Origin of the sequence: Ectothiorhodospira variabilis, from assembly GCF_022227625.1 — a bacterium.
Lineage (GTDB): Bacteria > Pseudomonadota > Gammaproteobacteria > Ectothiorhodospirales > Ectothiorhodospiraceae > Ectothiorhodospira > Ectothiorhodospira haloalkaliphila.
In genome coordinates this window covers 41,897-67,567 of record NZ_JAJNAO010000014.1, presented here as the reverse complement: position 1 = coordinate 67,567, position 25,671 = coordinate 41,897, and the positions used below count along the sequence as shown (strand labels likewise).

Genomic DNA, 25,671 nt, shown 5'->3' with positions numbered 1-25,671 from the left:
TGGATCATTCTCAATATTCTCGTGCCCGGCCTGAAGGGCCCAGTTCGCGCGTCAGCGCCTCCACCTGAGGCAGTCCATGGCGCACGGCAGGCTCATCCACGGGCATCCCCGCCAAGACGCCCTTGAGGGCGGCGGGGGTGCCTTGATAGATGCGGTACAGCTCGGCCATGATGCCGCTCAGCCGGGACGCCGCCTGCCGAAAATCACCCCTGTGCACCAGCGCCTCCAGGGCCTCGATCAGCTCCGCTGCCCGTTGGGCGCCGATGGTAGCCACATGCCCCTTGAGGGTATGCGCGATCCGTGCGGCGGTATCGCCATCTTCCTCATTCAGGGCCTGGGCCAGCGCGCCCATCTTTTCAGGCAAGTCCGGGAGAATCGTGAGCAGCATCTCGATGAGCAGTTCATGATCCCCGCCCAGGCGCCGCATCACCAGTGCCAGGTCCACGCAGGGCGCAGTGGACCGGGGCTTGGAGGCCCCGGAGCTTGCACTCCCCGTATTGCAGTGACCCATCACATGATCGATGGTCCGCCCAAGCTCACCGAGGCTGATGGGCTTGAAGATGTAGTCATCCATCCCCGCGTCCAGCCCCCGCTCACGATACTCACTCAGAGCATGTGCGGTCAGTCCGATGATGGGCAACATGCGGTTGCCCTCCCCAGCACCTCCGTCGCGGATATGCCGGGTGGCATCAAAGCCGTTCATGCCAGGCATCTCCACATCCATCAACACCAGGTCAAAATGCTCAAGGCTCAGTTGCTGAAAGGCAGCCTCGGCATGGGTCACCGAAACCGTCTCATGTCCCAGACGCTTGAGCAGTTGTTCGGCCACCACCACATTGGCGGGAGTATCCTCCACGAGCAGGATCCGCCAGACACGGGACCGAGGGGCATTGTGGAATACCGCCGGGTGGGCGCCCTCGGTCATGGGCACTTTCTCGGGATCGCCGAGTTCAAGCACCACATTGAAGCCAAAGGTACTCCCCTGCCCGGGGCGACTGGTCACGTTGATGCAGCCACCCATCTTCTCCACCAGCTGGCGGGTGATGGCCAGTCCGAGCCCGGTACCTCCATGGCGGCGTTTCGCCGAACCATCCACCTGAGTGAAGGTGTCGAAGATTTCCGCCTGACGGTCTTCAGGAATCCCCTCGCCGGTATCGATCACCTCGAAGCCCAGATCCACCTGCGTCCCCCGGGTACCCAGAACCCGGACTGTCACCCGAACACCGCCTTCTGCAGTGAACTTGATGGCATTCCCCACCAGATTGATGAGTATCTGCCCCAGACGGTGCATGTCACCATGCAGGTAGCGGGGCACGTCGGATGCCATCTCCAGGGCCAGTTCCAGATCCTTGTCCTGAGCAGACATTCTCAGGGTGCCCACCATCTGTTCCAGCGCATGGTGCAGATCAAAATCGGACTCCAGCAACTCCATGCGTCCGGCCTCGATCTTGGAAAGATCCAGGATGTCGTTGATCACCGCGAGCAGGTGTCGGGCCGAATGCTGAATGATCTGCATGAACTCGTGGGATTGCCCCTGCACGCCTTCCAGCATCACCAGCTCGCTCAGGCCCAGGATGGCATTCATGGGAGTGCGGATCTCATGACTCATGCGGGCCAGGAACTCGCTCTTGGCCTGGTTGGCCGCCTCAGCCACCTCGCGAGCCGCAATCAACTGCCGCTCCAGGGCACGCAGATCGGTGACGTCCGAGTAATACACCATGCCACCGATGACCTCTCCCTGGTCGTTCAGGATGGGACCATTGAAGATCTGCATGGAGCGGCCGCCGAATCTTGCCTCCTCTTCAGGCGTGGAGTAGCGCACCACGGGCTGCCGGGTTCGAAAACACTCTTCCAGCGCACACTGCTGGCAAGGCCTGGTCTGCTCCCAGGCCAGTTGATAACAAGGCTGATGAAGCACCTTTTCCAGATCATTGATGCCGAACACCTCCAGCAGACTCTGGCTGGCACTGACAATCTGGTACTGCCGATCAATGATGACGATGTAGCCAGGAATATTTTCGAAGAAGGCACGCAGCCGGCTGGTGGTCTGATCCAGTTCAGCCGTGCGTTCGGCCACTCGCTGCTCAAGCAGGCGGTTCTGTTCCTGGATCTCATCAGACTGTTCCCGAACGCGCTGGAACTGATCGCTCAACTGCCGGGCCATGGCCTGGAAAGCCCGGTCCAGTTGATTGTATTCGCGGATCGTCGTCCGGCGGGGATTGCGCTCCCATTGTCCCCTGGCCAGGGCATCGGCGTCCCGCCCCAGGCGCTCCATGGGCGCGGCAAGGCGACCGGCCATCAGGAACCCCAGCAATCCGGCCAGCAAAAGCACGGCCGCAATGATCATGAGGGTGGTGCGGGTCTGATCCCGAATCCCGCCCATGAAATCCTGCTCGGGTACTACCACAGCCAGGATCCAGTCCAACCCTGGCGATGGAGCGAAGGGCCTGACCTGAAGGTATTTTTCTTCTCCTGCCGCTGAAAAGTTCAGGAGTTCGTCCTGGAATATGGTCACCAGCCCCCCCGGGCGCTCCTGAAGCAATTGAGCGGCAGCCTCCACCGACGCCACTCCGGACTCAGTAGCGGGAACAGGAAGGAACTGCCCTGCCTCCTCCCGGAAAAATCCCCCTTCCGGTGCCGTGGAAGCCGCCACCAGGTGACCATCGCCCTGCATGACGAATACCTGAGCATTGGGGGTCAGATCCAGCGACCGGAGAAAGGCGTGGATCTGGGTGAGTACATAGTCCACGGCGAACACCCCAAGCAACCGCCCGTCGGCGTCGTAATGGGGTCGAGAGGCCGTTAGCGCCAGGTCATGAAGGACGAAGTGACGGTAAATGGGCGTCCAGGTGGAGCGGCCTGCAGCCACGCCAGCCTGGTACCAGGGCCGGGCGCGGGGATCAAAGCCCGGGTAGACCTGCTTCAATTCCAGGGCATCACCCAATTCGCTGGTGGAAAAATTATGGGAATCCCCCCCAGTGATCTCCCCTGCACGCACCACCTGCACATCCCCATCGGCCATGCGTCGCGCCCCATAGAATTCGCCCTCAGTGGTACCGAAAAAGGAATACGCCAGTGATGGCTGGCTTTCGATCACCCCATGGAAATAACGCTGCACCGTGGTTGAATCCTCCAGATCCAGAATACCACTGCGCAGTGCACGCGCATTGCTCTCATTGACCTGTGCTGGAATGCTCAGATAGTGGGTGAGTTGATCCTCCACCCTCGCGAGCACGTCGGTGCGCAGTTGCCGGGCAATATCGTTCACCGCATCCCGACCGTCCACGATGGCCAGCCATGCCACGACGCCCGAGGCAATGAAAGTGATCAGCACCATGGGGATAGCGATCAGCCAACGCAGGGAAAGCGCAGCCCGCCGTCGTGGGGCAGGCGTGAATGTTGATGCGAGTGGGGTCTCCCGCGTATGGCCACCCATGAGCATGCTCCAGGATAAGGGGCAGGATCCCCCTGAAACCGCCCAAGTATAGAGCCGGCAGCCGGATGATCAACGTCTTCTCTTCGGGAATACTATGGGAGGGTCGAAAAACCGGCCCGACGGATTCTCCGCCGGGCCGGCTGGAACGGTTTCAGTTTTCCCGTTCAGGCGCCAGGTGCCAGTGCTCCGGCGACCGCCAAAGCCCCGAAAGCAACAACTCGCGCATGAAGAAGAACTCCTTGGGCAACTTGTCATAGAGCTTGGAGAACAGTTGCTCGTGGCCCATGAGTTCCTCCTTCCAGGCCTCCCGATCCACCTCCATCACGGTGTCGAAGTCCTTGTGCGAGAAGTCCAGACCCCGCATGTCCAGGTCCTCGTAATGGGGCATCCAGCCCACCGGGCTCTCCACCGCCGATGTCTGGCCGCGCGAACGCTCGATGATCCACTTGAGCACCCGCATGTTTTCGCCAAAACCAGGCCAGACAAAATTGCCGTACTCATCCTTCCGGAACCAGTTCACACCAAAAATCCTTGGCGGATTGGGCAGATTGCGGCCGAACTGCAACCAGTGGTTGAAGTAATCAGCCATGTGATAGCCGGCAAATGGCAGCATCGCAAAGGGATCGCGACGCACCTGGCCCACATTGCCAAAGGCAGCCGCCGTCATCTCCGAGCCCATGGTGGCGGCCAGGTAGACACCGAAGTTCCAGTTGAAGGACTGATATACCAGCGGGATGGTGGTACTGCGCCGGCCGCCGAAGATGAAGGCGCTGATGGGCACGCCCTTGGGGTTCTCCCACTCGGGATCCACACTCGGGCACTGATGGGCAGGCGCGGTGAAGCGCGCATTGGGATGGGCCACAGGGGTAGTGGAGGCCTGCTCATGTACCTGTCCCTTCCAGTTCAGGGTACCTTCGGGTGGGGTGCCCTCCATGCCTTCCCACCAGACATCGCCATCGGGGGTCACGCCCACATTGGTGAAGATGGCGTTTTCCTTCACCGACTCCATGGCGTTGGGGTTGGTCTTGTAGTTGGTGCCCGGTGCCACACCGAAATAGCCTGCCTCGGGGTTGATGGCATGGAGCTGGCCATGCTCATCCGGCTTGATCCAGGCGATGTCATCACCCACGGTGGTGATCTTCCAGCCGCCCAACTCCTCGGGGGGAATCATCATGGCAAAGTTGGTCTTGCCGCAGGCGCTGGGGAAGGCGGCGGCCAGGTAGGTCTTCTCGCCTTCGGGGGACTCCGCCCCCAGGATCAGCATATGCTCCGCCAGCCAACCTTCGTCCCGGGCCATGGAAGAGGCAATGCGCAGGGCGAAGCACTTCTTGCCCAGCAGGGCATTGCCGCCATAGCCGCTGCCATAGGACATGATGGAACGCTCTTCCGGGAAGTGGACGATGTACTTCACCTCCGGATTGCAGGGCCAGGGGGCATCCTTCTGACCCGGCTCCAGGGGGGCGCCCACCGAATGGAGGCACTTGACGAAGTCGCCATCCCCCAGGGTATCGATGACCTTCCTGCCCATGCGGGTCATGATGCGCATGTTCACCACCACGTAGGGGGAGTCGGTCAGTTCCACGCCGATCTGGGAGATGGGCGAGCCGATGGGACCCATGCTGAAGGGAATCACGTACAGGGTGCGTCCGCGCATGCAGCCATCGTACAGACCGTTGAGCGTCTGCTTCATGGCGCGGGGCTCTTCCCAGTTGTTGGTCGGGCCCGCATCCTCCTTGCGCAGACTGCAGATATAGGTGCGATCCTCCACCCGGGCCACGTCGCTGGGGTCGGAGAAGCAGGCAAAGCTGTTGGGCCGTTTTTTCGGGTTCAAGCGAATGAATGTGCCCGCATCCACCAGCTGCTGGGTGAAGAAGTCGTATTCCTCCTGGGAGCCATCGCACCAATACACCGCATCGGGCTTGCACAGGGCCACTGTCTCCTGCACCCATTGCAGCAGCGCCTGGTTGGTCACCTGGTCGGAGTAATCGGGCCCTGGAAGGGATTGGGTTCTCGCTTGATCGTTCATGGGACCTCTCGCGTTGGTGAGTGAAAACAGCATACTCAATCTTGCGGGGGATTGTCCCCCGACCGGCAACCTGCACGCCTGCCCTATGGGACTGCCCGTTCCCGAAGGGGTTCATCCATCGACATTTCACACCAGCCGGGAAGCGCTTCAGAGGGTGTTTGCGAACGGCCCGCGCTGGCTCCCGGTTGAGCGGACACTTATAATCCGGCCCTGACTTACTCATAACGCATTGGACCCCATGACCACACCCGAACCCCAGGCCCCCACCCACTTCATCCGCAACCGTATTCGCAAGGAACTGGAGGCCGGGCAATGCCAGCAGGTGATCACCCGTTTCCCGCCCGAGCCCAACGGCTACCTGCACCTGGGCCACGCCAAGTCCATCGCCCTGAACTTCAGCATGGGCGAGGAGTTCGGGGGCTACACCAACCTGCGATTTGACGACACCAACCCGGCCAAGGAGGAGCAGCGGTATATCGACGCCATCAAGGAGGACGTCCAATGGCTGGGCTACGCCTGGAAACACGAGCGCCATGCCTCGGACTACTTCGAGCAACTCTACGAGTGGGCCCTCTACCTGATCGACCACGGGCTGGCCTATGTGGACAGCCAGGACGCCGACACCATCCGACAGCAACGGGGCACCCTGACCGAACCGGGCATCGAAAGCCCCTTCCGCGACAGACCCCGGGAGGAGAGCAGGGATCTGTTCGAGCGCATGCGCGCCGGAGAATTCCAGGACGGTGCCCATGTACTGCGGGCGCGCATCGACATGGCCTCGGGCAACATCAACCTGCGCGATCCGGTGATCTACCGCATCCGCCGGCTCACTCACCCGCGCACCGGGGATCAATGGTGCATCTACCCCAGCTACGACTTCGCACACGGTCAGAGTGATGCCATCGAGCACATCACCCATTCCCTGTGCACCCTGGAGTTCGAGGATCATCGCCCCCTCTATGACTGGCTGCTGGAGCACCTGCCGGTGCCCTCGCGCCCGGTGCAGATCGAGTTCTCGCGGCTGAACCTGGATTTCACCGTGCTCTCCAAGCGTCGTCTCACCCGACTGGTGGACGAGGGCCATGTGCATGGCTGGGATGATCCACGTCTGCCCACCCTGGCTGGCATCCGTCGCCGGGGTTTCACGCCCCAGTCCATCCGCCAGTTCTGCCAGGAGATCGGTGTCACCAAGGCGGATTCCATCATTCCCTTTGGTGTACTGGAAAACGCGCTGCGCAACGACCTGAACGAGCGGGCACCGCGCACCATGGCCGTGCTCAAACCCTTGAAACTGGTGCTGACCAACTTCCCCGAGGGCGAGACGGAATGGCTGGAATCCGCCGTGCACCCCCAGAAACCGGAAATGGGCACGCGAAAGGTGGCCATGACACGGGAGATCTACATTGAGGCGGATGATTTCATGGAAGAGGCCCCGAAAAAGTTCTTCCGGCTCAAGCCGGGCGGCGAGGTGCGCCTGCGTAATGCCTTCATCATCCGCTGTGACGAGGTGATCAAGGATGAATCCGGCCAGGTGGTGGAACTGCGTTGCAGCCTGGATCCGGAGACCCGCTCCGGGCAGCCGGGGGCGGATCGCAAGGTGAAGGGCACCATCCACTGGGTGTCGGCGGCGCATTCGGTGTCCGCCCAGGTACGCCTGTACGACAGGCTGTTTCAGGTACCCCATCCGGCGGGTGACAAGGACAAGGATTTCATCGAACACATCAACCCCGAATCCCTGGTCATCCTGGAAAATGCTCGCCTGGAACCGGCTGCGGCCAAGGCCGCGCCGGGTGAGTGCTTTCAGTTCGAGCGCCTGGGGTATTTCGTACCGGACCCGGATGGCACGCTGGAGCGGCCGGTGTTCAATCGGGCGGTGACACTGCGGGATACCTGGGCCAAGTTGGAGAAGCAGATGCGGGGCTGACGGGATCAACGCTCACGCATCATTGAACACCCCCCTCATCCCCGGTCATCCACCCGGAACACACTCACGGCCCTGGCCAGACCCTGGGCCTGCTCCTCCAGCGACTCGGCTGCTGCCGCGGCTTCTTCCACCAGCGAGGCATTCTGCTGGGTCACCTCGTCCATCTGAGTGACGGCGCTGTTCACCTGCTCGATGCCCGTGGTCTGCTCGTCCGAGGCGGCGGCGATCTCGTTGATCAGGTCCGACACGCGTTTCACCTGCCCGACCATCTCTTCCATGGCCTTGCCGGCATCCAGCACCAGCCGACTGCCCTTCTCCGTGGTTTCGGCGTTCTCTGCAATCAGATCCTTGATCTCCTTGGCAGCCGAGGCAGAACGTTGCGCCAGGTTGCGCACCTCCCCGGCAACCACCGCAAAACCCCGCCCCTGTTCACCCGCACGTGCCGCCTCCACGGCAGCGTTCAGGGCCAGGATATTTGTCTGGAAGGCGATGCCGTCGATCACGGTGATGATGTCGCTGATCTTCTCTGAACTGGCAGTGATCGCCTTGATGGATTCCACCGCATCATCCACCTTCTGGCCGCCGTGCTGGGCCACGGAACTGGCCTGATTGGACATCTCGCTGGCTTGGCGCGCATTGTCAGCATTCTGTTTCACGGTGGAGGTCAGTTCCTCCATGCTCGAGGCGGTTTGCTCAAGACTCGAGGCCTGCTCTTCCGTGCGCTGGGACAGGTCCGTATTTCCCACGGCGATCTCCCGGGAGGCGGTGTTGATGGCATCCACGGATTCCTTGATCTGACCGATGAGATCCCGCAGGCGGGCCACGGTCTTGTTGGTATCGTCCTTGAGCTCGCCGAAAGTGCCTTCATAGTCGCCGGTCACCTGTTTGGTCAGGTCGCCCTCGGAGACGGCTTCCAGCACGGCGGCCACTTCGGACAAACCGGCGGAGGTTGTCGCCATCAGGGTGTTCACGCCATCCCCCAGGCGCTTGAAGAACCCTTCCAGCTCTTCGGTATCCACCCGACGGCTGAAGTCGCCCTTGACCGCCCCATCCACCAGCGAGGTGACCTCGGTCTCCACATGAACCTCGCTGGTGCGGTCCACCCACTCCATCACGGTACCCACACGCTGACCCTGGGCGTCCACAATCGGGCTTGCGATCAAGCGGAATATACAACCGCCGATGTCCAGCTCCGTGCGCACCAGTGTGCGGGTGTTTTCCATCTTCTGGCGCGCCTCGCCCAGCTTGTCACGGAAGACGTCCAGCTTTGCCCCCAGCAAGGCCCCGGCGTCAAAGCCCGGCAACTCGGTGCGGATATCCTCACCGGCCTCCTGGAACATCGTTTCGAGGGCTCGGTTGGTATAGATGATCTTCATGTCGGGTGCCGCCACCATGACGCTTGAGGACACATTGTCCAGGGCAAAGCGCACCCGCAGATTCTCCGCTGCCACACGACGTGTTTCCGTGATATCCGCCTTCAGCTTGCCCTGCATGTCGGCGAGATTGCCCAGGACCTTGCCGATCTCGTCGTTGCGGGTGATGACGATTTCGTTATCCAGATTGCCGTCCGAAATGGCCTCAAAATAGCCCACCGCCCGGTTCAGCGGCGTAACGATGGCGCGGATCAGCAGGAAGCCCATCAAGGCCGAAATCAGTACGCCCGCCGCAATCATGATCACGGCCAGGTTGCGGGTGGTCTCATAGGCGGAAACTGCCGACTCGAACTCCTGACTGCCCACATTCAACTGCAGCTGTAGCAGCGCCCGCGCCAACTCAGTCGCCTCCCCGAACAGGGGATTGGTCACCTCGATCATGCGAATGTTGGCTTCCGCGTATTGACCTTCCTCGTAAAGCCGCACGCTCTCCAACAGGCCCTCACGCACGAAGCGCCCCCGCCGATCCGCGAACTGCGAAGCCAGGCGTTCTTCTTCCGGGGTGAGGAAGGTCTCCATGTAGGCGCTCCAGACCTGGTCGATCCGACGGATGTTTTCCCTCACCTGGTTGGTGTGCAGTTGAATGGGATGGTCATGCAATCGGCTCTCTTCCAGTCGTGGGTCGTGCATGGCCGCCAGGTTGAGCTGGATGATATTGGCCTGCATCAGACTCTCGATCTCGGCAATCTGCTGGGAAGGGATGAGCCGATCATCGTAGACGGTCTCGAGACCATCGTTGGCAGCCTGCATCCCGGTCAACCCCATGCCACCGATCACCATCAGCAACGCAGAGAGGAAGGCAATCACCACAATCAAACGCACTTTGAGACTGATATTCTTGAGCACCTGTTATTCTCCGGATGATCGTGCCTGGGTAATCGCGCTGCACAACGGGCTTTGGGCCGTGCCGAAAAGGACGTTTCTGATATATCGGCATTCGAGCCGTTCTCTGAAGCCCCGCGCCGGGGGCATCCATCAAGTAAGGCCCTGATCCGACAGGTCGTCTGCCTCCAGCCACCTGAGAAGCACCTTATAAAGGGCATCCGGATCCACAGGCTTTGAGAGGAAATCGTTCATGCCTGCTGCCAGAGCGGCATGGCGATCTTCGGCAAACACGTTGGCCGTCATGGCCAGGATGGGGACGTCGCTCCCCTGGGGCAGTGCGCGTATGCGGCGGGTGGCGGTCAGGCCATCCATGCGCGGCATCTGCACATCCATGAGGATCAGGTCGTAACGCTGTTCTCGGGCCATGGCCAGTGCAGCCCGGCCATCCTCCGCCGTATCTACCATCAGCCCCACTCGCTGCAGCAGTGCGAGGGCCACTTCCCGGTTCACAGGATTATCCTCTGCCACCAGGACACGCGCACCCACATGGGCCTTGAAGTCATCGGGCGTGGGCCCGGGCTCGTGGGAGGGCATAAGCGGCGCCTGAACATCCGGGGCCTGGTCACCCCGACCGCGTTCCAGGGTCACCTCGAACCAGAACAGGCTACCCTGCCCCACCTCGCTCTCCAGGCCCACGCTACCGTCCATCAATTCTGCCAGACGGCGGGTGACCACCAGACCCAACCCGGTACCGCCATAGCGCCGCGTGATGGAGGTATCGGCCTGCTGAAAGGCCTGGAAGAGTTGATCCCGATGTTCCGGTGCAATGCCGACGCCCGTGTCACGCACCTCAAAGCGCACCCGGAGCCCACGCTCGTCCTCGCCCATGAGGCAGGCACGCAGATGAATGCCGCCATGCTCGGTGAACTTGACCGCGTTTCCCGCCAGGTTGAGCAGGGCCTGACGCAACCGGGCTGGATCGCCGCGTAGCCATTGGGGCACGGAGTCGCAGTCCGTCTCCAGCAGCAAACCCTTGGCCCGTACAGACTCGGAAATAACCGATGCCACGTGATCCAGCACGGAAGAGAGGTGAAAGTCCCTGCTCTCAAGGACAAAGCGGCCCGCCTCTATCTTGGAGATATCCAGGATATCGCTGACGATGGACAGCAGGTGTCTGGCGGCGCTATCCACCTTGTGGAGCTTTTCATCTTGCCCGGCGGCCTTCTCACCGGTGCGCAACAGGTGCACCAGCCCGACGATGGCGTTCAGGGGGGTACGAATCTCATGAGTCATATTCGCCAGGAAGGCGCTCTTGGCCCGATTGGCTTCCTCCGCCCGGTGCCGCGCCTCCTCCAGCTGTGCGGTGCGGGTGCTGACCAGGGTCTCAAGATGGTCACGATGCTGCCGCAATTCCGCCTCGGTGCGACGCCGCTGCACCAGATGCCAGATCTGCTCGGCCATCAGACGCAGGGTTTCCACATCCATGTGGGTGTATTCCCGTGGCTTATTGCCAACGCCGAGCACCATCACCACCCGACCATGCTCGATCACGGGCACCCATACCAGGCGCGTGAGTCCGGCAACACCTGATGGCGTAAGCCGGCGACTCAGCGTCTCTTCATCATTGAAGACCAGCGGCTGCCCAGCCTCCATCAGGCGCCGCCAGATCCATCCATCCTGAGACGAACTCAACGGCTGAAAGCTCACCTGGCCCGCCTCATTCAGGTCACGACGACACCAGACCACCTGTTCCGGGGTACCCGGATCATCATGGGGGACACGGATGAAGCCAACGCCACTCTCGGTCAGGTCTTCGGCCGACTCCAGGCCATACTGAATCAGACCTGCCTCGCCCCGGGCCTCGGCCTCTCGCGGCAGGGCCAGCATGGCCTCGGCGCGCCGGGCCTGCAGGCGCAACGAAAGGGCATTTTCATGGCGCTCGGTAATATCCTCCGAGAGGATCATGATCCCCCCCACGCTGCCGTCCGCCCGCTGCCAGGGCCGCACTTCCCAGCGCAACCACTGCACCACACCATCGGCACGCTCGAAACGATCCTCCTCGGCCCGCAGCACCTCGCCGGCGAGGCCCCTGCGATGGACCTCCCGCCACCGTTCACCGATCTCGGGGAAGACGTCGTAATGGCAGGCCCCGGGGCGCTCGAGGTCACCGCGCCCATATGTCTCCCGCCAGCGTCGGCTGGTGGCCAGATAGCACATGCGTTCGTCGAACATGGCCAGCGCGGCCGGCGCATGCTCGATGAACTGAGCCAGGAGTTCCTCGCGCTCGCGCAGACGAGCCTCGGAATCGGCTGGAACCCGGGTCATTTCAGTACCATCACGGGTGGGGATGAGGGTCCGGACACATCGGTGCGCTCAGCGATCCCGCTGTGCCCTCACGCTGAGCACGTGCCCCGATTCATGGCAGGCCATGCAGAATTCGGCTGCCTCCATGTAGCGTTCATGACGCGCCGCAAAGATGGGATGATATTCGACCACGGCCTCGTTCAGATGACAGGCCACGCAATTGCCATGGGTCTTCTCAGGGTAGCTGGGCAAGGGGTCGTGATGAGGATCCACCTGGCCGGTGAAGACCCGATACACCTTGCGTGCGCCCTGAATCTTGTCGTGCATGAAACCACCGGTGTGGCAGTCCAGGCACCCCACTTCGGGATGCTGCCCCTGATCCCAGGACACCTTCTCATAGGCATGACAGGAGCTGCAGAAGGCATCCGTGGTGGTCACCTGGTGTCCCGCGCCGCCACCCACGACGAGCACCAGCACGAGGACCAGGATGGTGGCAACTCCGATCTTGCTCATGTTCACCTCCCCTTCCAGGACCCGGTTGGCCTGCGCCCCGGGATATGACTTTCAGTTCCCCGGTCAGCCTCAGGGGTAGTCGGCGGCTGCATCCCCACTGCCCTCCTTGCCTTCCCCACGGCCCACCCGCTCGGTGCCATCCCACACCTTTTCTGCCTTGGGCAGCAACGGCAAGTATTCCAGCCAGGGGTGGGACGCCAGATGTGCCTCATCCTGCTGCAACTTGCGGCTATGCTCGCGGATGGGCGGCACCTGTTCCGCGATGGGTGCATCCAGATCGGCGGCAATGGCATGGCCCGTGGCGCGAATCGCCAATTGCACGGCCTCATCGCTGTACTGCTGGGACGACGCCAGGGTATCCAGGGCCTTCACCGGATTATGGGCCCCGGCACTGTTCTCGGCCGAGACATAATCCCAGAACCACTGGCCTTTGCGCACCTTTTCCCGGGCCTGCGCCAGCACCGCCTCGTCCACCCCCGGGTGTTCCATGGCCATGCGGACCGCCTCATGGGCGCGCACCGACTTCTCCTGCGCGATGTTCAACTGCCGCCAGACCCGGGCCTGATTGTACTCCGTGCGTTCGCGCAACTGGGCCGGGCTGAGATCATCATGGCAGCCGGCGCAGGCGGTGCGAATCATGTCCTCGGTCTTCAGCGGCGAAGTCCAGTGATGGGAGGTGATGGTGACCGGCCCCATGCGCACCCGGGGCATGTGGCAGTCGGCGCAACTGACGCCGGCCTGGGCATGAACGCTGTCGTGGAACATCTCGTATTCGGGATGCTGGGCCTTGATCATGGGCGTTTTCGAGACCGCATGGGTCCAGTCCACGAACTGCCCCTTGAAGCCATCCCGCTCGGGGTCGCCATCGGCCTTGAAGCGGTAGATGTCCTCCGGGTTCATGCCCTTGTCCCAGGGCAGGTGCGGCTTGGCCGCCACGCCGTGCTCGCCGGTCTCGAAGTAATACTCCACGTGGCACTGCGCACACACCAGGGAACGCATCTCGTCCCGGGATGCCTCGCGCCAATCGCGGCCCTGACGCGCCAGGGCCTCCTTGAGGGGCACACTGGTGAGGGTCAGACGCATCCGGTCGGCGGGGTCATGGCAGTTGGTGCAGCCCACGGTGTGGTGTACGGGATCGTGCATTTCCCGAAAGTCATGAAAATTTTGCGACCAGAAATCATCGCCGTGGCGTTCCAGCAACTGCGGCATGGTGTTGGTCTTGCAGTTCCAGCAGGTGGCCGGCAGGCCGGCATGCTCGCTGAACCGGTTCACCCGGTCCGTCTTGGTCACGTCGGTCAGGGCAAAGGTGTGTCCCCGGGCCCGGTCGTAGTGATACATGAAGGGATAGCCCAGCCAGAGATTCTTGAGATAGGGCTGGGCGTGCTTGTAGCCGATGGGCAGGGGGTTGAAGTCGTCATGCTTGCGATGGGGCACCGACCCACCGAACTCGGTCATGACCGTGTCATCGTTGTTTTTCAGATAGGACTCGTACTGAGGTAGATGCCTGAAGGCAGCATTCCCCTCACCCAGGGATGATGCCTCCTCGGACGAGGCGGAAACCGTGGCCGTCGCCACGAGTAACATGGTGACCAGGGTGAAGATCCGACGCATGGTGCCCTCCCGGTTCACGCCGGGCCGTGACCCGGGTGATCTGTCTCTCCACCGAGAATAGTCGGGCAGTGTGGTTTTTTCCCGAACCCCGGTCATTGACATGCCCGAAAGTCGTGGCGCCCGGACCATGCCGGGCACCACGAGGGGGCCGACGATCAGAGGATGATCACGGCAGCGCCGGGAAGGTCACCTGCGGCATCTCGCCAGTCATGGCATGCAGGAAGGCCACGATGTCGTCCACTGCATCCTCTTCCAGCTTGCGGCCCAGCATCTGCTCACCCATCAACTGCACGGCATCGTGCAGATTATCCACACTGCCGTTGTTGAAGTAGGGATAGGTGACCGCCACGTTTCGCAGGGTGGGGGTACGGAAGGCAAACCTATCCCGTTCCTCGCCGGTGATCACGTAACGTCCCTCATCCGTGGAGCCCGGCAACTCGAAGCGGTGAAAGCGGCTGTCGGTCATGTTGGGCCCCCGGTGACAGGCGATGCAGCCACTGTTCACGAAGGCCACCATGCCCCGCTTCTGCTGTTCGCTCATGGCCTGGTTGTCGCCTCGCAGGTAGCGATCGAAGGGTGAGTTGGGCGTGTTCAGGGTGCGCTGGAAGCTGGCCAGGGCCTGGGCCACGCTGTCGGCCTCCAGGGGCTCGTCCTTTTCCGGGAAGGCCTCGGCAAAGCGTTCCACATACTCATCGAACTTCGCCAGCTCCTTCAGGGCATCGCCCAGGTCCATGGCCATTTCCACGTCCGCCTCGATGGGCCCCAGGGCCTGCCCTTCCAGGTCGGGCTCGCGACCGTCCCAGAACTGAGCCTCCAGGAAGCCGGAGTTCAGCACCGTGGGAGTGTTGCGTTCACCCACCTGCCCTTCATGCCCCACGGCCAGGGGGATGCGGTCTGCCCAGCCCAGGGCGGGGTTGTGGCAGGAGGCGCAGCTGATCACGCCACTGGCGGAGATGCGTGGCTCGAAGAACAGCATCTTGCCCAATTCGATCTTCTCAGGGGTCAGGGAGTTGTTGGCCGGGATGGGCGGCAACGCCGGCAGTGGTTCAAAATAGTCCCTGTAGCTTTCAAAATCCTGTGCAGTGGCCGTCTGCAGGGTCGCAGCCCCCATCAATAGCGCTGCTGGAAGAACGCCAGCCATCGTACGTGCCCATGTTTTCATCATGATCTCCTTTTACTTCACCTGTTGCGTCTCATTGAATTAGACTAATTCTAAATACCTTTTTACGACGAACCTCGGGGCTGTTCAACGTATTCAGTCCAGTAATGGTCAAAGCCATGAGCCTGATCAACTAACCACCCATTACAATGCGAGGGGTGCCTGCATGACCCGTTACCGCTATCCCGTTCCACCCAGTCATGAGATCACCCCCAGGGAGCTATACGCCCAACGCAGACGTTTCATGAAGCAGGCTGCGGTCGTGCTGGGTGCCGCCGCTCTCCCCGGCTTGTTCCCGGGCAGCGCCCTGGCCTGGCGCGACCGGGTATCCGACGTCGCACCAGGGCGTTTTAACACCGATGAAGCCCTCACCGATCGTGAGACGGCCACGAGTTACAACAATTTCTTCGAGTTCGGCACCGGCAAGGAAGACCCCAAGAGGCATGCCCAGCAGTTGCGGACCGATCCCTGGTCGGTGCGTATCGAAGGCGAGGTGGACCGGCCAGGTGTCTACACCCTGGAGGACATTCTCAAGCCCCATGACCTGGAGGAGCGCATCTACAGGCTACGCTGTGTGGAGGCCTGGTCCATGGTCATCCCCTGGGTGGGGTTTCCCCTGGGGGACCTCCTCCGGCGCTTTGAACCCACTTCCCGCGCCCGCTTTGTGGAATTCGAGACCCTGCACGACCCCGAGCAGATGCCGGGCCAGCGTCGCGACATCCTGGACTGGCCCTATCGGGAGGGCCTGCGTCTGGACGAGGCCATGCATCCCCTCACCCTGCTGGCGGTGGGCATGTATGGCGAGGTTCTGCCGAACCAGAATGGCGCGCCGCTGCGCCTGGTGGTCCCCTGGAAATACGGCTTCAAGAGCATCAAATCCATCGTCGCCATCCGCCTGGTGGAGGATCAGCCGGTAGGATCCTGGGAGGCCAGCCAACCCAGGGAATACGGCTTTTACGCCAACGTGAACCCGAACGTGCGCCATCCACGTTGGCACCAGGCCACGGAACGTCGCCTGGGCGAACGTGGGCGCCGGCGTACATTGATGTTCAACGGCTACGAGGAACAGGTGGCCGCCCTGTACACCGGCATGGATCTGGAGAAGAATTTCTGATGCAGCAACAGCGCACGCGCTCGTTTCCCTGGCACACCCTGGCGCGCCTGGCCGTACTGGCCGCCGCGCTGACACCACTGTTCTGGCTGGCGTGGGCCTGGCATACGGATCATCTGGGGGTGTTCCCGGAGGAGACCCTGCTGCATCACCTGGGTCGCTGGGGGCTCTACTGGCTGCTGGCCACCCTGGCCCTGGGGCCCGCGTTTCGCCTGACCGGGTGGACGGCATTCATGGCCGTGCGCCGGCAGATGGGCCTTTGGGCCTTCACCTACCTGAGCCTGCACCTGTTGGTCTGGCTCGGCCTGGAGCAGGCCTGGTTCTGGGACTTCATCGTCGATGAGATCGCCCGCATGCTGCACCTGCAGGTGGGGTTGATCAGTCTGCTGCTGCTTGTGCCACTGGTGCTCACATCCGTGCGGCGCGCCCAGGGATTACTCGGTCCCCGCCGATGGCAATGGCTGCATCGGCTGGGGTATCTATCTGCGGCCGGTGGCATCTGGCATTTCGCCCTGGTGGACCGGGGGGACCGTCCCGAGGTACTGGTAAGCGCCATCGTTCTCATGGGGCTGATCGGCTTTCGCCTGGGCGATGGGCTGTTATCCCGTTCCTGAGGTGACCACCCTGCCGGCTTCACATGGGGCGCACCCCGCGGTAAACTGTGTGCGTCGTCGCGCCCTTGTGCGCACGGCACTTGTCTAGCAACAGAGGCGTTTTCCAACGATGGACAGTTGTTGTAGATGCATGCGCGCCGAGGCCCTCGCTGGCCCGCGACCGACATGCCGCGACGTCCGTCAGGGTCAGTCCTCCGCGCGGTAACCCCTTGCCGCTCCAGGGCTTCCTGATGTGTCGCCGCCGTCGGCGCAGTCAGGGAGCTTGAAATCCCCGCAGGCATTCACCCAGACGCGTGACTTGAGCTCAGGTTCGCGCCTCGGGTTTTGTGTCTGCCTGTGTTTCCTCTCGACCGCTCTTCGAGGTCCTCTCGTGCATGCCCACACGGCCAACAAGGCCGTCACGTACCCCATGCATCGTCAACCCGTGCTGCCCCCGGCAGCCAGGAGAGGCCCATGAACCGGATTGCCCATAACCTCACCCGTCTTTTGAATCGCGCCATGCTGTCGGTGGATTTTCCCAACACACCCGGCACCAGCCCCGCTGGCCGCCCCGTCAGCCCGAAGGTCGTTTATCGCGCCTGTTGCCACGGTGAATTCGGCTCCGCACGCCTGAACTTCCTGCAACTGGCGGAAAAGTCGCAGATCCTTGTGCTACGCAGCCTGGATGACCACACGGCGCGACGCCTCACCCGGGGGCTGCCGGAGAGCACACTGGCCCGCCTGAATCGACACATGCCAGAGCAGGCCAAGAGCCGCCCACCCCAGCCCTGATCACGGCAGGACCCGGCGGGCCTGGGCCAGCGCCCGGTACCACTTGCGTCGGGGCACGGGAACCACAGGGGGACGCTGACTCAGCAGGTTCATTCGGGGCATCTCCTCGGCCTGACTTTGGGAAATCATGCTCAACACCTGCTCTCTGGCCCCGTAGGTCTCCTTGAGAAACTCACACGCATCCTCTGTGAGTTGCACCCGGTAGTGCTTCACCAGGACCAGGGCCAGCCGTTCTGCCGGCTGGCTCATATCCTGTTCCACGTCCTGAGCCATCGCCTCGCCCAGGGCACGCTTATCCTGAGCGCTCATCCCCGGCTCCAGCCCCCCCAGGTAACTGGCATTGGTGGCACCCACACCCCGCTGCACCTCCGCCCGGGACAGTTGCACATGCGGCTCCAGCGCCAGGGCCACTTCCACGGCCAATTGCCGGGCCCCCTCCAGGGTCAGCGCACGACGACGCCCGTCCTGACGCGTGAAAAAGCGCCGACCACGTTTCTCCAGATGTTCACCGTGAAGGTAATTGACGATGTGGCTGCAAAAAGCCTCCCGGGCATCCTCATCCAGGCTGACCACCTTCTCGACAATCCGCAGGCCCTTGCTGCCTGGCCCCAGGCGCAACTGACCGGTTTCCTCGCCAAACGCAGAAACGAACCGCTCCCAATCCTCCGCTGCCTTGAGAAACTCCGCGTGCACGCGACCGATATCCTTGAAGGCCTCATGAGCCATGCGGTAAAGCCGTACGGCATTGGCAAGGATATCGCCTTGGCGCCGTATATCACCCGAGGTGACGCCGTCAGGAAGATCGCCGACCCGCCCGCTCAGTTCGGAAAGATCCCGTGCCATGCCATCCAGTGCCTGGAGCACACGTTCCACCAGCACGGGTGTCGACAATCCTTCCGGCACCTCCTCGTAGGGTAGGGCCTCGGCCTCCACCAGCCAGGAGGCCAGCGCACGGATCCGGTTGCCCCCCGCGGCCTGGGCTATGCGGTAGCGACTGCGCTGCTCCTCCAGCCGGTCCAGTGCTGCGGCCAGACGCCACTTTCCCCTGTAACTGAACAGCAGCAGGGGAATCTCGCGACCATTGATCAGTTCGAAAGCCAATACCAGCATGGCCTCCACGTCGGCCGCCGTCATCAACAGGGGATTGTCCTGTTCGATGGCTGCCATCACGCGCTCCACGAAGAACTCGTCCCTGGGCGTACCATGCTGCAGTTTGGGCGCCCCACCCATGTAACGCTCGCGCAGGATGGAGGCAGCGATGGGAGCCACGGGCTGAAGCTCCGAAAGGGCCTTGTCGAAACGCTTCCCATGCTCCAGATGCAGATCCCGGATACGGCTGTACAGGCCCGCCCGACGAAGATGATCAATATGGGCCAGTGTCTGGCCCAATTCCGGGTCTCCGATCAGCTCTTCGCAGGCAAAGGCCACCCCATCCGGCGACAGATCCACGCGCTGCAGCAGCTGGACAGCCGCCTCCCGGCGGCGAACATCCACTTCAAAACCCTCCATGGAGAGATCACGAACAGCCAGAATGAGGTCACCGAGGATATCAATGGTTTCCAGCACATCCGCCCGGGCCTGCTCCTTGGACATGCCGTGGGTGCTGTCGTAAACAATCGTGGCAAGCAGACCGATCAGGCCCGAGAGGATGGTAAAGCTGATGAAATAGGTGAGAAGCTGGGGAGACGGAGCTTGTCCGTAGCCGATGTAGTAGCCACCGTAGAGGCCCAGGCCGGTGACCGGCCCGGCGGTCCAGACAAGCTTCAGGAGATTACGGGAGACGCGCACACGCCTGACGGCCCGCGTCACGCGTTCCATCTTCTCGTTTTCCGCCCGCCCCAGAGAAACCCCGTCCTGCTGTCGGGGGCGCCGAAAACGACTGAACTGGCTCCATTTCACTTCAAGTCATTCCGTGGGAGCCTGCGGGGACTGTCCTCAGGGAGGCAGTGCACCGCCTCGCGGGCGACGACCGCCCGCGGACAACGCCATGGCACAAGAGACACGGACCAGCTATCGAATCATCAGCCCAGGATGCGCTTGCACACGTCGTTTTGTAGATAACCACGGAAATCATCAGCCAGTTCCGGGTGCTTGAGGGCATATTCCACTGTGGCCTGCAGGTAACCCAGCTTGCTGCCACAGTCGTAACGGGTCCCCTGGAAGCGCTGGGCCAACACACGCTGCTCTCCCAAGAGATCGGAGATGGCGTCCGTCAATTGAATTTCCCCCCCGGCCCCCTTGCCGGTGTTTTCGATCAGGTCAAAAATGCGGGGCGTGAGGATGTAACGACCCACGACTGCCATGTTGGATGGTGCGTCGGCGGGGGCCGGCTTCTCCACGATACCCTTCACATCCCAGAGCCTGTCGGTCACGCGCTCGGGGCTGACCACACCATATTTGTGCGTCTCGTCCTTGGGCACGTCTTCCACCCCCAGGATGCTGCAGCCATATTCCTCGTAGACGTCCACCATCTGCTTGAGGGCGGAACCGCCTCCTTCGCCGTCGATCAGGTCATCGGCCAGGATCACCGCAAAGGGCTCGTCTCCCACCACGGGACGGGCACAGCCCACCGCATGCCCCAGGCCCAGGGCCTCGGCCTGACGGATATACACACACGTCACGTGGGGTGGCAGGATATTTCGCACGATCTCCAGCATCTTCTCCTTGCCACGTTCTTCCAGCTCCGTTTCCAGTTCATAGGCCTTGTCGAAGTGGTCAGGGATGGAGCGCTTGTTACGGCCCGTGACGAACACGAGAACATCAATCCCGGCCGCCACAGCCTCCTCGGCGGCGTACTGGATCAACGGCTTATCCACCACCGGCAACATTTCCTTGGGATTGGCCTTCGTGGCCGGCAGGAAACGCGTTCCCATCCCTGCCACGGGAAAGACGGCCTTGCGAATCTTCTTGTGCATAATGAGTCTTCAGCGTCCAGTTGAGTGGTAGTGGAAGCATGCGCGACCGCCCCACAAAAAGACAAGGGGCAGCGCTGCTGCCCCTTGGTCCTCGTCGCCAGGTCAATATTCCCGACGTCTATTGGTTGGCTGCCACATCCTGATCCAGCGTAATGACGTCCAGATTGATTTCCACAGTCCGGACGCCGATACCCCCCACCTGTGTCAGCTCGTGGACTGACCGGAACGGGCCATTCGCTTCGCGATACTCCACGATGGCCTGAGCCTTGGCAGGCCCCACACCCTGCAGGGCTTGTGAAAGGGCCTGGGCGTCCGCCCGGTTGATATCCACCGGGCCGCCGGCCTGCAAACCAGCCGCGGTGAAGGTGCAAAGAAAAAACAGGATCAAAACGGAGAGATGCTTCATGACCAATTGCCTCCTTGGCATATCCATGGTGTGTCGTGAGCCAGTCTGTCCTGCCATCCCGCGGCTCACATCCGCTATCTTACCCAAGTCTGCGGGTTCTTCAAGTCTCCAGACCCAACAACTCCTGATGGATGGCGGCAAGCACGGCAGACGGATCCTGCGCCCGGGTGATGGGACGGCCAATGACCAGGTGCGTGGCCCCATCGCGGATGGCATCTGCGGGCGTGACGATGCGCTTTTGATCCCCCGCCTCACTACCGCGAGGGCGAATACCCGGGGTCACCTTGAGGAACTCGGTACCCAGTTCCTGTCGCAGAACGGGGGCCTCCCGAGCCGAACACACCACTCCATCCAGGCCACTTTCCTGGGTTAAACCAGCCAGGAAACGGGCCTGCTCATCCACACCCCGCCCGATGCCACAGGTCTCCAGCTCCGCATCATCCATGGAGGTGAGCACGGTCACCGCGATCAGCAAAGGACGCTTGCCCTCCCCTTCCAGCGCCTCCCGCGCCGCTTCCATCATGCGTCGGCCACCGCTGGCGTGAACGTTGATCATCCACACACCCAAGGCTGCGGCCGTGCGGCAGGCGCCTGCGACGGTGTTGGGGATATCATGGAATTTCAGATCCAGAAAGACCTCGAAACCGCGGGTCTGCAAGGCTTCGATCAGCGTCGGACCAGCGGCCACGAACAACTCGAAGCCCACCTTGAGACGACATTGGGCAGGATCCAGGGACTTCACGAACGACAGTGCCGTATCGGCGTCGGGAAAGTCCAGGGCGATGATGATGCGTGGTTCAGAGTTTTGGATCAGCATGTGGGCAACGGAAGTTCGGGTGAGGGATGAAATGGATAGAGGCGAGGTCAACGCACGGAGGCTTGGGTGCACACCGCCTCTTCAGCTACCTGCCGGAGGTGTGAGGGAGGTTTCCGGACGGGCTACCTGAGGCCGTTCCAGGGGCCGGATACTGCCCCAGGCATGGCAGCTTGGACAATGCCAGAAATGATTACGGGACTGAAAGCCACAACGCACACAGCCAAATTGAGGGCGCTCTTTCAGGAAGGCGCCCAGAGCCCTGGCCACCTTGTCGAGCGCATCCACATCAGCGGCTTCGCCGCGGGCAGACATGATGAGAAGGTATTCCTTCACCAGCCGCAAAGGCACCCGATCCCGCCCCATCTCTTCTGTCAACAACTGGTCCAGGGGCTCCCGCTGGCCCTTGTCGTGGAGCAGTCGTGCCAACGCCAGGGCTGAACTGACCGAGGCATCATTCTCGCGCACTGATTGCAGGAAATTCTCATAGCCCGCTGTATCGCCCAGCGTCTGGAATGCCTCCCGGGCCTGCTCCAGCACCAGCGTGACGAACCCCGCATCCTGACGCATCACCCGACTGTAGTGCTCGATGGCCAAGTGGGGATGATTCTCCTCCCGCGCCAGATCTCCCATGAGAATGCTGGCCCGGGCACAATGCTGATCAAAGCTCAGCGCCCTGCGGGCGCAGCGCCCCGCTTCCTCGCGATCGCCCCGCCCACGCGCCATTTCGCCCAACTCGCAATGATAGTGGGCGATGCGTTGGTTCTGGGGTTCGCTGGAGAATTCGCAGAGTTGCTCGCTGGCCCAGATGGCCTGCGACCAGTCCTTTTCCTGTTCGTAAAGGGACCTGAGGCGTTTGTAAGCATCGGCCTGGAGGTAGCCAAGCTCGACCAGTTCCTTGAAGAGATGTTCTGCCTGGTCCAGTACGCCGGCCTTCATGTAGTCACGCCCCAGTTCCATCAAGGCGTTGGCCCGCTGGGCCGGTTCAAGACCGGGGCGTTCCATGAGGTTCTGGTGTATCCGGATGGCCCGGTCCACCTCGCCCCTTCGCCGGAACAGGCTGCCCAGGATCAGGTGGGTCTCCACCGTCTCTGGATCCACCTCCACCATATCGATGAAGACTTCCAGGGCACGATCAGACTGCTCACTGAGCAGGTAATTGAGGCCCTGGATGTACTCGGACGAAAAGGCAGCGCCCCGACCCGGGGCCTCGGACCCCTGTTGGGCACGGCGCGCTGCGAGCCATCCCGAAGCTGCTGCTACGGGTAGCAGCAGCCACAGGAGTTCGAGCATGCAGGCTTACACCTTCCCGCTACTGGGCAACTGGCGCAGCCTGGCGATTTCGTCTTCGGCACGCTTGCAGCGCTTGCGCATCTGACGCACCTCACGGCCCCGACTCATCACCATGCCGGACGTGGCCAACCCCCCAAGGATGGCCCCCAGCAGCAGACTCACGAACACCACGATGGACAGGGGCACCTGGTAGGTCTCCAGGTACAGGTTGACATCCACGTCCCCTGCGTTGATGACCGTGAAGCTGGCTCCCAGCACAACGGCTACGATAACAAACAAGATAAGTATCAATCGACTCATGGGCTGCATTCCCGATTGTGGACATTGGTTGTTGCCACGTCAGCGGATCGCCACCTTGTCAGGCTTTTCCGGCTCGTTCACCCGCTCCCGCAGTTCCTTGCCAGGCTTGAAATGGGGCACGTACTTCCCGGGAAGAGACACGGTCTCGCCCGTCTTCGGGTTGCGCCCCACCCGTGGCGGGCGGAAGTGTAAGGAAAAACTTCCGAAACCACGGATTTCGATGCGATCCCCAGTCGCCAAGGCCTGGCTCATCTGTTCGAGGATGGTCTTCACAGACAGCTCGACATCTTTGTACGCGAGATGGCTTTGTTTGCGAGCTAGTATATCGATGAGTTCCGATTTCGTCATCGTTCTGCCCTGTTGCACGTTACACCACCATGACAATCCCTGGCTGGTTCGCCGGGTGCCTTCGAGCGCGGAGTCAGCGGCCCGATGGAGCCATCCCTGGCTCCAGCGTGCTTGGTGCCCTCCCGATTACTTCTTATCCGAATCGTTACCGGCCAGCTGTTCCTTGAGGATGTCACCCAGCGAGGTGGTGGCCACCGAGGAGCTGCTGTAGTCCTGCATCATTTCCTGCTCTTCATCGGTTTCCTTGGCCTTGATGGACAGGCTCACGGTGCGGTTCTTGCGGTCCACGCCGACAAACTTGGCATCAATCTGCTCACCCACATTCAACATGGTGCGGGCGTCTTCAACGCGATCCCGGGACAGTTCGGAAGCACGCAGCACGCCATCGACGCCATCGCCCAGATCAATGATGGCTGCCTTGGCGTCCACTTCCTTGATCACACCCTTGACGATGCTGCCCTTGCTGTGCTCGGCCACGAAGTTGGAGAAGGGATCCTTGTCCAGCTGCTTGAGGCCCAGGGAGATACGCTCACGCTCGGGGTCCACGGACAGAACCACGGCGTCGATCTCTTCGCCCTTGCGGAAGTTGCGCACGGCTTCTTCGCCAGGCATGTTCCAGGACAGATCGGACAGGTGAACCAGACCGTCGATGCCGCCGTCCAGGCCCACAAAGATGCCGAAGTCCGTGATGGACTTGATCACACCAGTGACCTTCTCGCCCTTGTTGTGCATGGCGGCGAATTCGTCCCACGGATTGGGCTGGCACTGCTTCATGCCCAGGGAAATGCGGCGACGCTCCTCGTCGATATCGAGGATCATCACTTCCACTTCCTCGCCCACGGTCACCACCTTGGCGGGATTGACGTTCTTGTTGGTCCAATCCATTTCGGAGACGTGCACCAGACCCTCGACGCCGTCTTCCACTTCCACGAAGCAGCCGTAGTCGGTGATGTTGGTGATCTTGCCGAACAGGCGGGTGCTGACGGGGTAGCGGCGAGTGATGTTCTCCCACGGATCCTCACCCAGTTGCTTGAGGCCCAGGGACACACGGTTGCGCTCGCGATCAAACTTGAGCACCTTGACGTTGATCTCGTCACCGATATTGACCACCTCGGAGGGGTGCTTGACCCGCTTCCAGGCCATGTCGGTGATGTGCAGCAGGCCGTCGATACCACCCAGATCCAGGAACGCACCGTAGTCGGTGAGGTTCTTGACGATACCGGTGAGCATCATGCCTTCCTGCAGGTTCTGCAGCAGGGCCTCGCGCTCGGCACTGTATTCCTTTTCCACCACGGCACGGCGGGACACCACGACGTTGTTGCGGCGGCGATCCAGCTTGATGAGCTTGAATTCCAGCTCCTTGCCTTCCAGGTAGGCGGTGTCGCGCACGGGGCGAACATCCACCAGGGAGCCGGGGAGGAATGCGCGGATATCGCCCAGTTCGACAGTGAAGCCGCCCTTGACCTTGCCGCTGATCATGCCGGAGATGGTTTCGTCCTTCTCCATGGCTTCTTCCAGGCGTTCCCAGGCCTTGGCCCGCTTGGCCTTCTCGCGGGACATGCGGGTCTCGCCGAAGCCGTCTTCGGGGGTTTCCAGGGCGACTTCAACCTCGTCACCCACCTGGATTTCGACTTCTCCCTTGTCGTTATAGAACTGCTCGATCGGAATCACACCTTCGGATTTCAGACCGGCGTTCACCACAACCATGTCGTTGCGGATGTCGATGACGGTGCCGTGAAGGATGGAGCCGGGCCGCATCTGGGTGCTGGCCATGCTCTCCTCGAGCATTTGCGCGAAACTTTCTGTCATGGGTTAGTTGAACCTGCATTGATTAAGGCCTGCAATAAGTCCGTTTGCAAACCGGTTGT

At 61.8% G+C, this 25,671-nt stretch carries 19 protein-coding genes; 4 read left to right on the top strand and 15 right to left on the bottom strand.

All coding sequences use genetic code 11. The annotated features are described in order from the left end of the window. Window positions 1–10: 10 nt before the first annotated feature. Together LPW30_RS12945 and LPW30_RS12940 are read right to left on the bottom strand one after the other, a co-directional pair. The gene (locus LPW30_RS12945) at window positions 11–3,337 is read right to left on the bottom strand and encodes an ATP-binding protein (protein ID WP_239681070.1); all 3,327 of its coding nucleotides are present in this window, start codon (window positions 3,335–3,337) and stop codon (window positions 11–13) included. 250 nt (window positions 3,338–3,587) lie between these two features. After that, entirely contained in the window at window positions 3,588–5,462 is a 1,875-nt protein-coding gene (locus LPW30_RS12940; protein WP_025281663.1) for a phosphoenolpyruvate carboxykinase (GTP), read from the bottom strand. Between the two features lie 238 nt (window positions 5,463–5,700). Here LPW30_RS12940 and LPW30_RS12935 point away from each other — a divergent pair, with 238 nt between their 5' ends. Then, complete coding sequence (locus LPW30_RS12935; protein WP_238625174.1) at window positions 5,701–7,386, top strand: glutamine--tRNA ligase/YqeY domain fusion protein; 1,686 nt, start codon at window positions 5,701–5,703, stop codon at window positions 7,384–7,386. Between the two features lie 35 nt (window positions 7,387–7,421). Here the strand turns inward: LPW30_RS12935 and LPW30_RS16140 are convergent, their stop codons facing one another. The 5 genes from LPW30_RS16140 to LPW30_RS12905 all read right to left on the bottom strand — a co-directional run bounded on the left by LPW30_RS16140 (window position 7,422) and on the right by LPW30_RS12905 (window position 15,234). Next, window positions 7,422–9,665 (bottom strand): methyl-accepting chemotaxis protein, encoded by a 2,244-nt coding sequence (locus LPW30_RS16140; RefSeq protein WP_338018742.1) that lies wholly within the window; start codon window positions 9,663–9,665, stop codon window positions 7,422–7,424. Between the two features lie 129 nt (window positions 9,666–9,794). Then, window positions 9,795–11,969 (bottom strand): response regulator, encoded by a 2,175-nt coding sequence (locus LPW30_RS12920; protein WP_239681069.1) that lies wholly within the window; start codon window positions 11,967–11,969, stop codon window positions 9,795–9,797. Window positions 11,970–12,017: 48 nt separating this feature from the next. After that, a complete protein-coding gene (locus tag LPW30_RS12915) occupies window positions 12,018–12,461 on the bottom strand; it encodes a NapC/NirT family cytochrome c (protein ID WP_238625176.1) in 444 nt (147 codons plus the stop codon). 69 nt (window positions 12,462–12,530) lie between these two features. Next, the gene (locus LPW30_RS12910) at window positions 12,531–14,072 is read right to left on the bottom strand and encodes an ammonia-forming cytochrome c nitrite reductase subunit c552 (protein WP_239681068.1); all 1,542 of its coding nucleotides are present in this window, start codon (window positions 14,070–14,072) and stop codon (window positions 12,531–12,533) included. Window positions 14,073–14,238: 166 nt separating this feature from the next. Then, on the bottom strand, window positions 14,239–15,234 hold the full coding sequence (locus LPW30_RS12905) for a cytochrome-c peroxidase (RefSeq protein WP_420796971.1): 996 nt from the start codon (window positions 15,232–15,234) through the stop codon (window positions 14,239–14,241). Between the two features lie 163 nt (window positions 15,235–15,397). On the opposite strand from LPW30_RS12905, the gene msrP reads away from it, so the two are divergent. The 3 genes from msrP (at window position 15,398) to LPW30_RS12890 (ending at window position 17,727) form a co-directional block, all read left to right on the top strand. Continuing rightward, window positions 15,398–16,345, top strand: coding sequence for a protein-methionine-sulfoxide reductase catalytic subunit MsrP (gene msrP / locus LPW30_RS12900; RefSeq protein WP_239681067.1), 948 nt, complete (start codon window positions 15,398–15,400; stop codon window positions 16,343–16,345). Next, complete coding sequence (locus tag LPW30_RS12895; protein WP_239681066.1) at window positions 16,345–16,956, top strand: protein-methionine-sulfoxide reductase heme-binding subunit MsrQ; 612 nt, start codon at window positions 16,345–16,347, stop codon at window positions 16,954–16,956. Before msrP ends, LPW30_RS12895 begins: the two co-directional genes overlap by 1 nt. Before the next feature lie 453 nt (window positions 16,957–17,409). Continuing rightward, window positions 17,410–17,727 (top strand): hypothetical protein, encoded by a 318-nt coding sequence (locus LPW30_RS12890; protein WP_025281611.1) that lies wholly within the window; start codon window positions 17,410–17,412, stop codon window positions 17,725–17,727. Here the strand turns inward: LPW30_RS12890 and LPW30_RS12885 are convergent, their stop codons facing one another. The 8 genes from LPW30_RS12885 to rpsA all read right to left on the bottom strand — a co-directional run bounded on the left by LPW30_RS12885 (window position 17,728) and on the right by rpsA (window position 25,612). Further along, entirely contained in the window at window positions 17,728–19,626 is a 1,899-nt protein-coding gene (locus LPW30_RS12885; protein ID WP_239681065.1) for a hypothetical protein, read from the bottom strand. Between the two features lie 122 nt (window positions 19,627–19,748). Beyond that, window positions 19,749–20,642, bottom strand: coding sequence for a UTP--glucose-1-phosphate uridylyltransferase GalU (galU, locus tag LPW30_RS12880; RefSeq protein WP_239681064.1), 894 nt, complete (start codon window positions 20,640–20,642; stop codon window positions 19,749–19,751). A gap of 118 nt (window positions 20,643–20,760) precedes the next feature. Beyond that, window positions 20,761–21,048 carry a ComEA family DNA-binding protein gene (locus tag LPW30_RS12875; RefSeq protein WP_025281608.1) on the bottom strand — a complete coding sequence of 96 codons (288 nt, stop codon included), beginning with the start codon at window positions 21,046–21,048 and terminating at the stop codon, window positions 20,761–20,763. 100 nt (window positions 21,049–21,148) lie between these two features. Next, window positions 21,149–21,865, bottom strand: coding sequence for an orotidine-5'-phosphate decarboxylase (gene pyrF, locus LPW30_RS12870; RefSeq protein ID WP_239681063.1), 717 nt, complete (start codon window positions 21,863–21,865; stop codon window positions 21,149–21,151). 81 nt (window positions 21,866–21,946) lie between these two features. After that, window positions 21,947–23,155, bottom strand: a complete 1,209-nt coding sequence (lapB, locus tag LPW30_RS12865; RefSeq protein ID WP_239681062.1) for a lipopolysaccharide assembly protein LapB — start codon at window positions 23,153–23,155, stop codon at window positions 21,947–21,949. A 6-nt stretch (window positions 23,156–23,161) separates the two neighbouring features. Then, window positions 23,162–23,434, bottom strand: coding sequence for a LapA family protein (locus LPW30_RS12860; protein WP_238625184.1), 273 nt, complete (start codon window positions 23,432–23,434; stop codon window positions 23,162–23,164). A 60-nt stretch (window positions 23,435–23,494) separates the two neighbouring features. Then, window positions 23,495–23,821, bottom strand: a complete 327-nt coding sequence (locus LPW30_RS12855) for an integration host factor subunit beta (protein ID WP_158407551.1) — start codon at window positions 23,819–23,821, stop codon at window positions 23,495–23,497. 108 nt (window positions 23,822–23,929) lie between these two features. Continuing rightward, the gene (rpsA, locus tag LPW30_RS12850) at window positions 23,930–25,612 is read right to left on the bottom strand and encodes a 30S ribosomal protein S1 (RefSeq protein WP_025281603.1); all 1,683 of its coding nucleotides are present in this window, start codon (window positions 25,610–25,612) and stop codon (window positions 23,930–23,932) included. Window positions 25,613–25,671: the final 59 nt, after the last annotated feature.

Bases quoted from the DNA above. Each gene is read 5' to 3' on its own strand.
- galU (WP_239681064.1), bottom strand. From the start codon at position 20,642: ATGCACAAGAAGATTCGCAAGGCCGTCTTTCCCGTGGCAGGGATGGGA.
- LPW30_RS12915 (WP_238625176.1), bottom strand. From the start codon at position 12,461: ATGAGCAAGATCGGAGTTGCCACCATCCTGGTCCTCGTGCTGGTGCTC.
- pyrF (WP_239681063.1), bottom strand. From the start codon at position 21,865: ATGCTGATCCAAAACTCTGAACCACGCATCATCATCGCCCTGGACTTT.
- LPW30_RS12920 (WP_239681069.1), bottom strand. From the start codon at position 11,969: ATGACCCGGGTTCCAGCCGATTCCGAGGCTCGTCTGCGCGAGCGCGAG.
- LPW30_RS12895 (WP_239681066.1), top strand. From the start codon at position 16,345: ATGCAGCAACAGCGCACGCGCTCGTTTCCCTGGCACACCCTGGCGCGC.
- LPW30_RS12935 (WP_238625174.1), top strand. From the start codon at position 5,701: ATGACCACACCCGAACCCCAGGCCCCCACCCACTTCATCCGCAACCGT.
- LPW30_RS12905 (WP_420796971.1), bottom strand. From the start codon at position 15,234: ATGAAAACATGGGCACGTACGATGGCTGGCGTTCTTCCAGCAGCGCTA.
- LPW30_RS12890 (WP_025281611.1), top strand. From the start codon at position 17,410: ATGAACCGGATTGCCCATAACCTCACCCGTCTTTTGAATCGCGCCATG.
- lapB (WP_239681062.1), bottom strand. From the start codon at position 23,155: ATGCTCGAACTCCTGTGGCTGCTGCTACCCGTAGCAGCAGCTTCGGGA.
- LPW30_RS12875 (WP_025281608.1), bottom strand. From the start codon at position 21,048: ATGAAGCATCTCTCCGTTTTGATCCTGTTTTTTCTTTGCACCTTCACC.
- msrP (WP_239681067.1), top strand. From the start codon at position 15,398: ATGACCCGTTACCGCTATCCCGTTCCACCCAGTCATGAGATCACCCCC.
- LPW30_RS12945 (WP_239681070.1), bottom strand. From the start codon at position 3,337: ATGGTGCTGATCACTTTCATTGCCTCGGGCGTCGTGGCATGGCTGGCC.
- LPW30_RS12940 (WP_025281663.1), bottom strand. From the start codon at position 5,462: ATGAACGATCAAGCGAGAACCCAATCCCTTCCAGGGCCCGATTACTCC.
- LPW30_RS12910 (WP_239681068.1), bottom strand. From the start codon at position 14,072: ATGCGTCGGATCTTCACCCTGGTCACCATGTTACTCGTGGCGACGGCC.
- rpsA (WP_025281603.1), bottom strand. From the start codon at position 25,612: ATGACAGAAAGTTTCGCGCAAATGCTCGAGGAGAGCATGGCCAGCACC.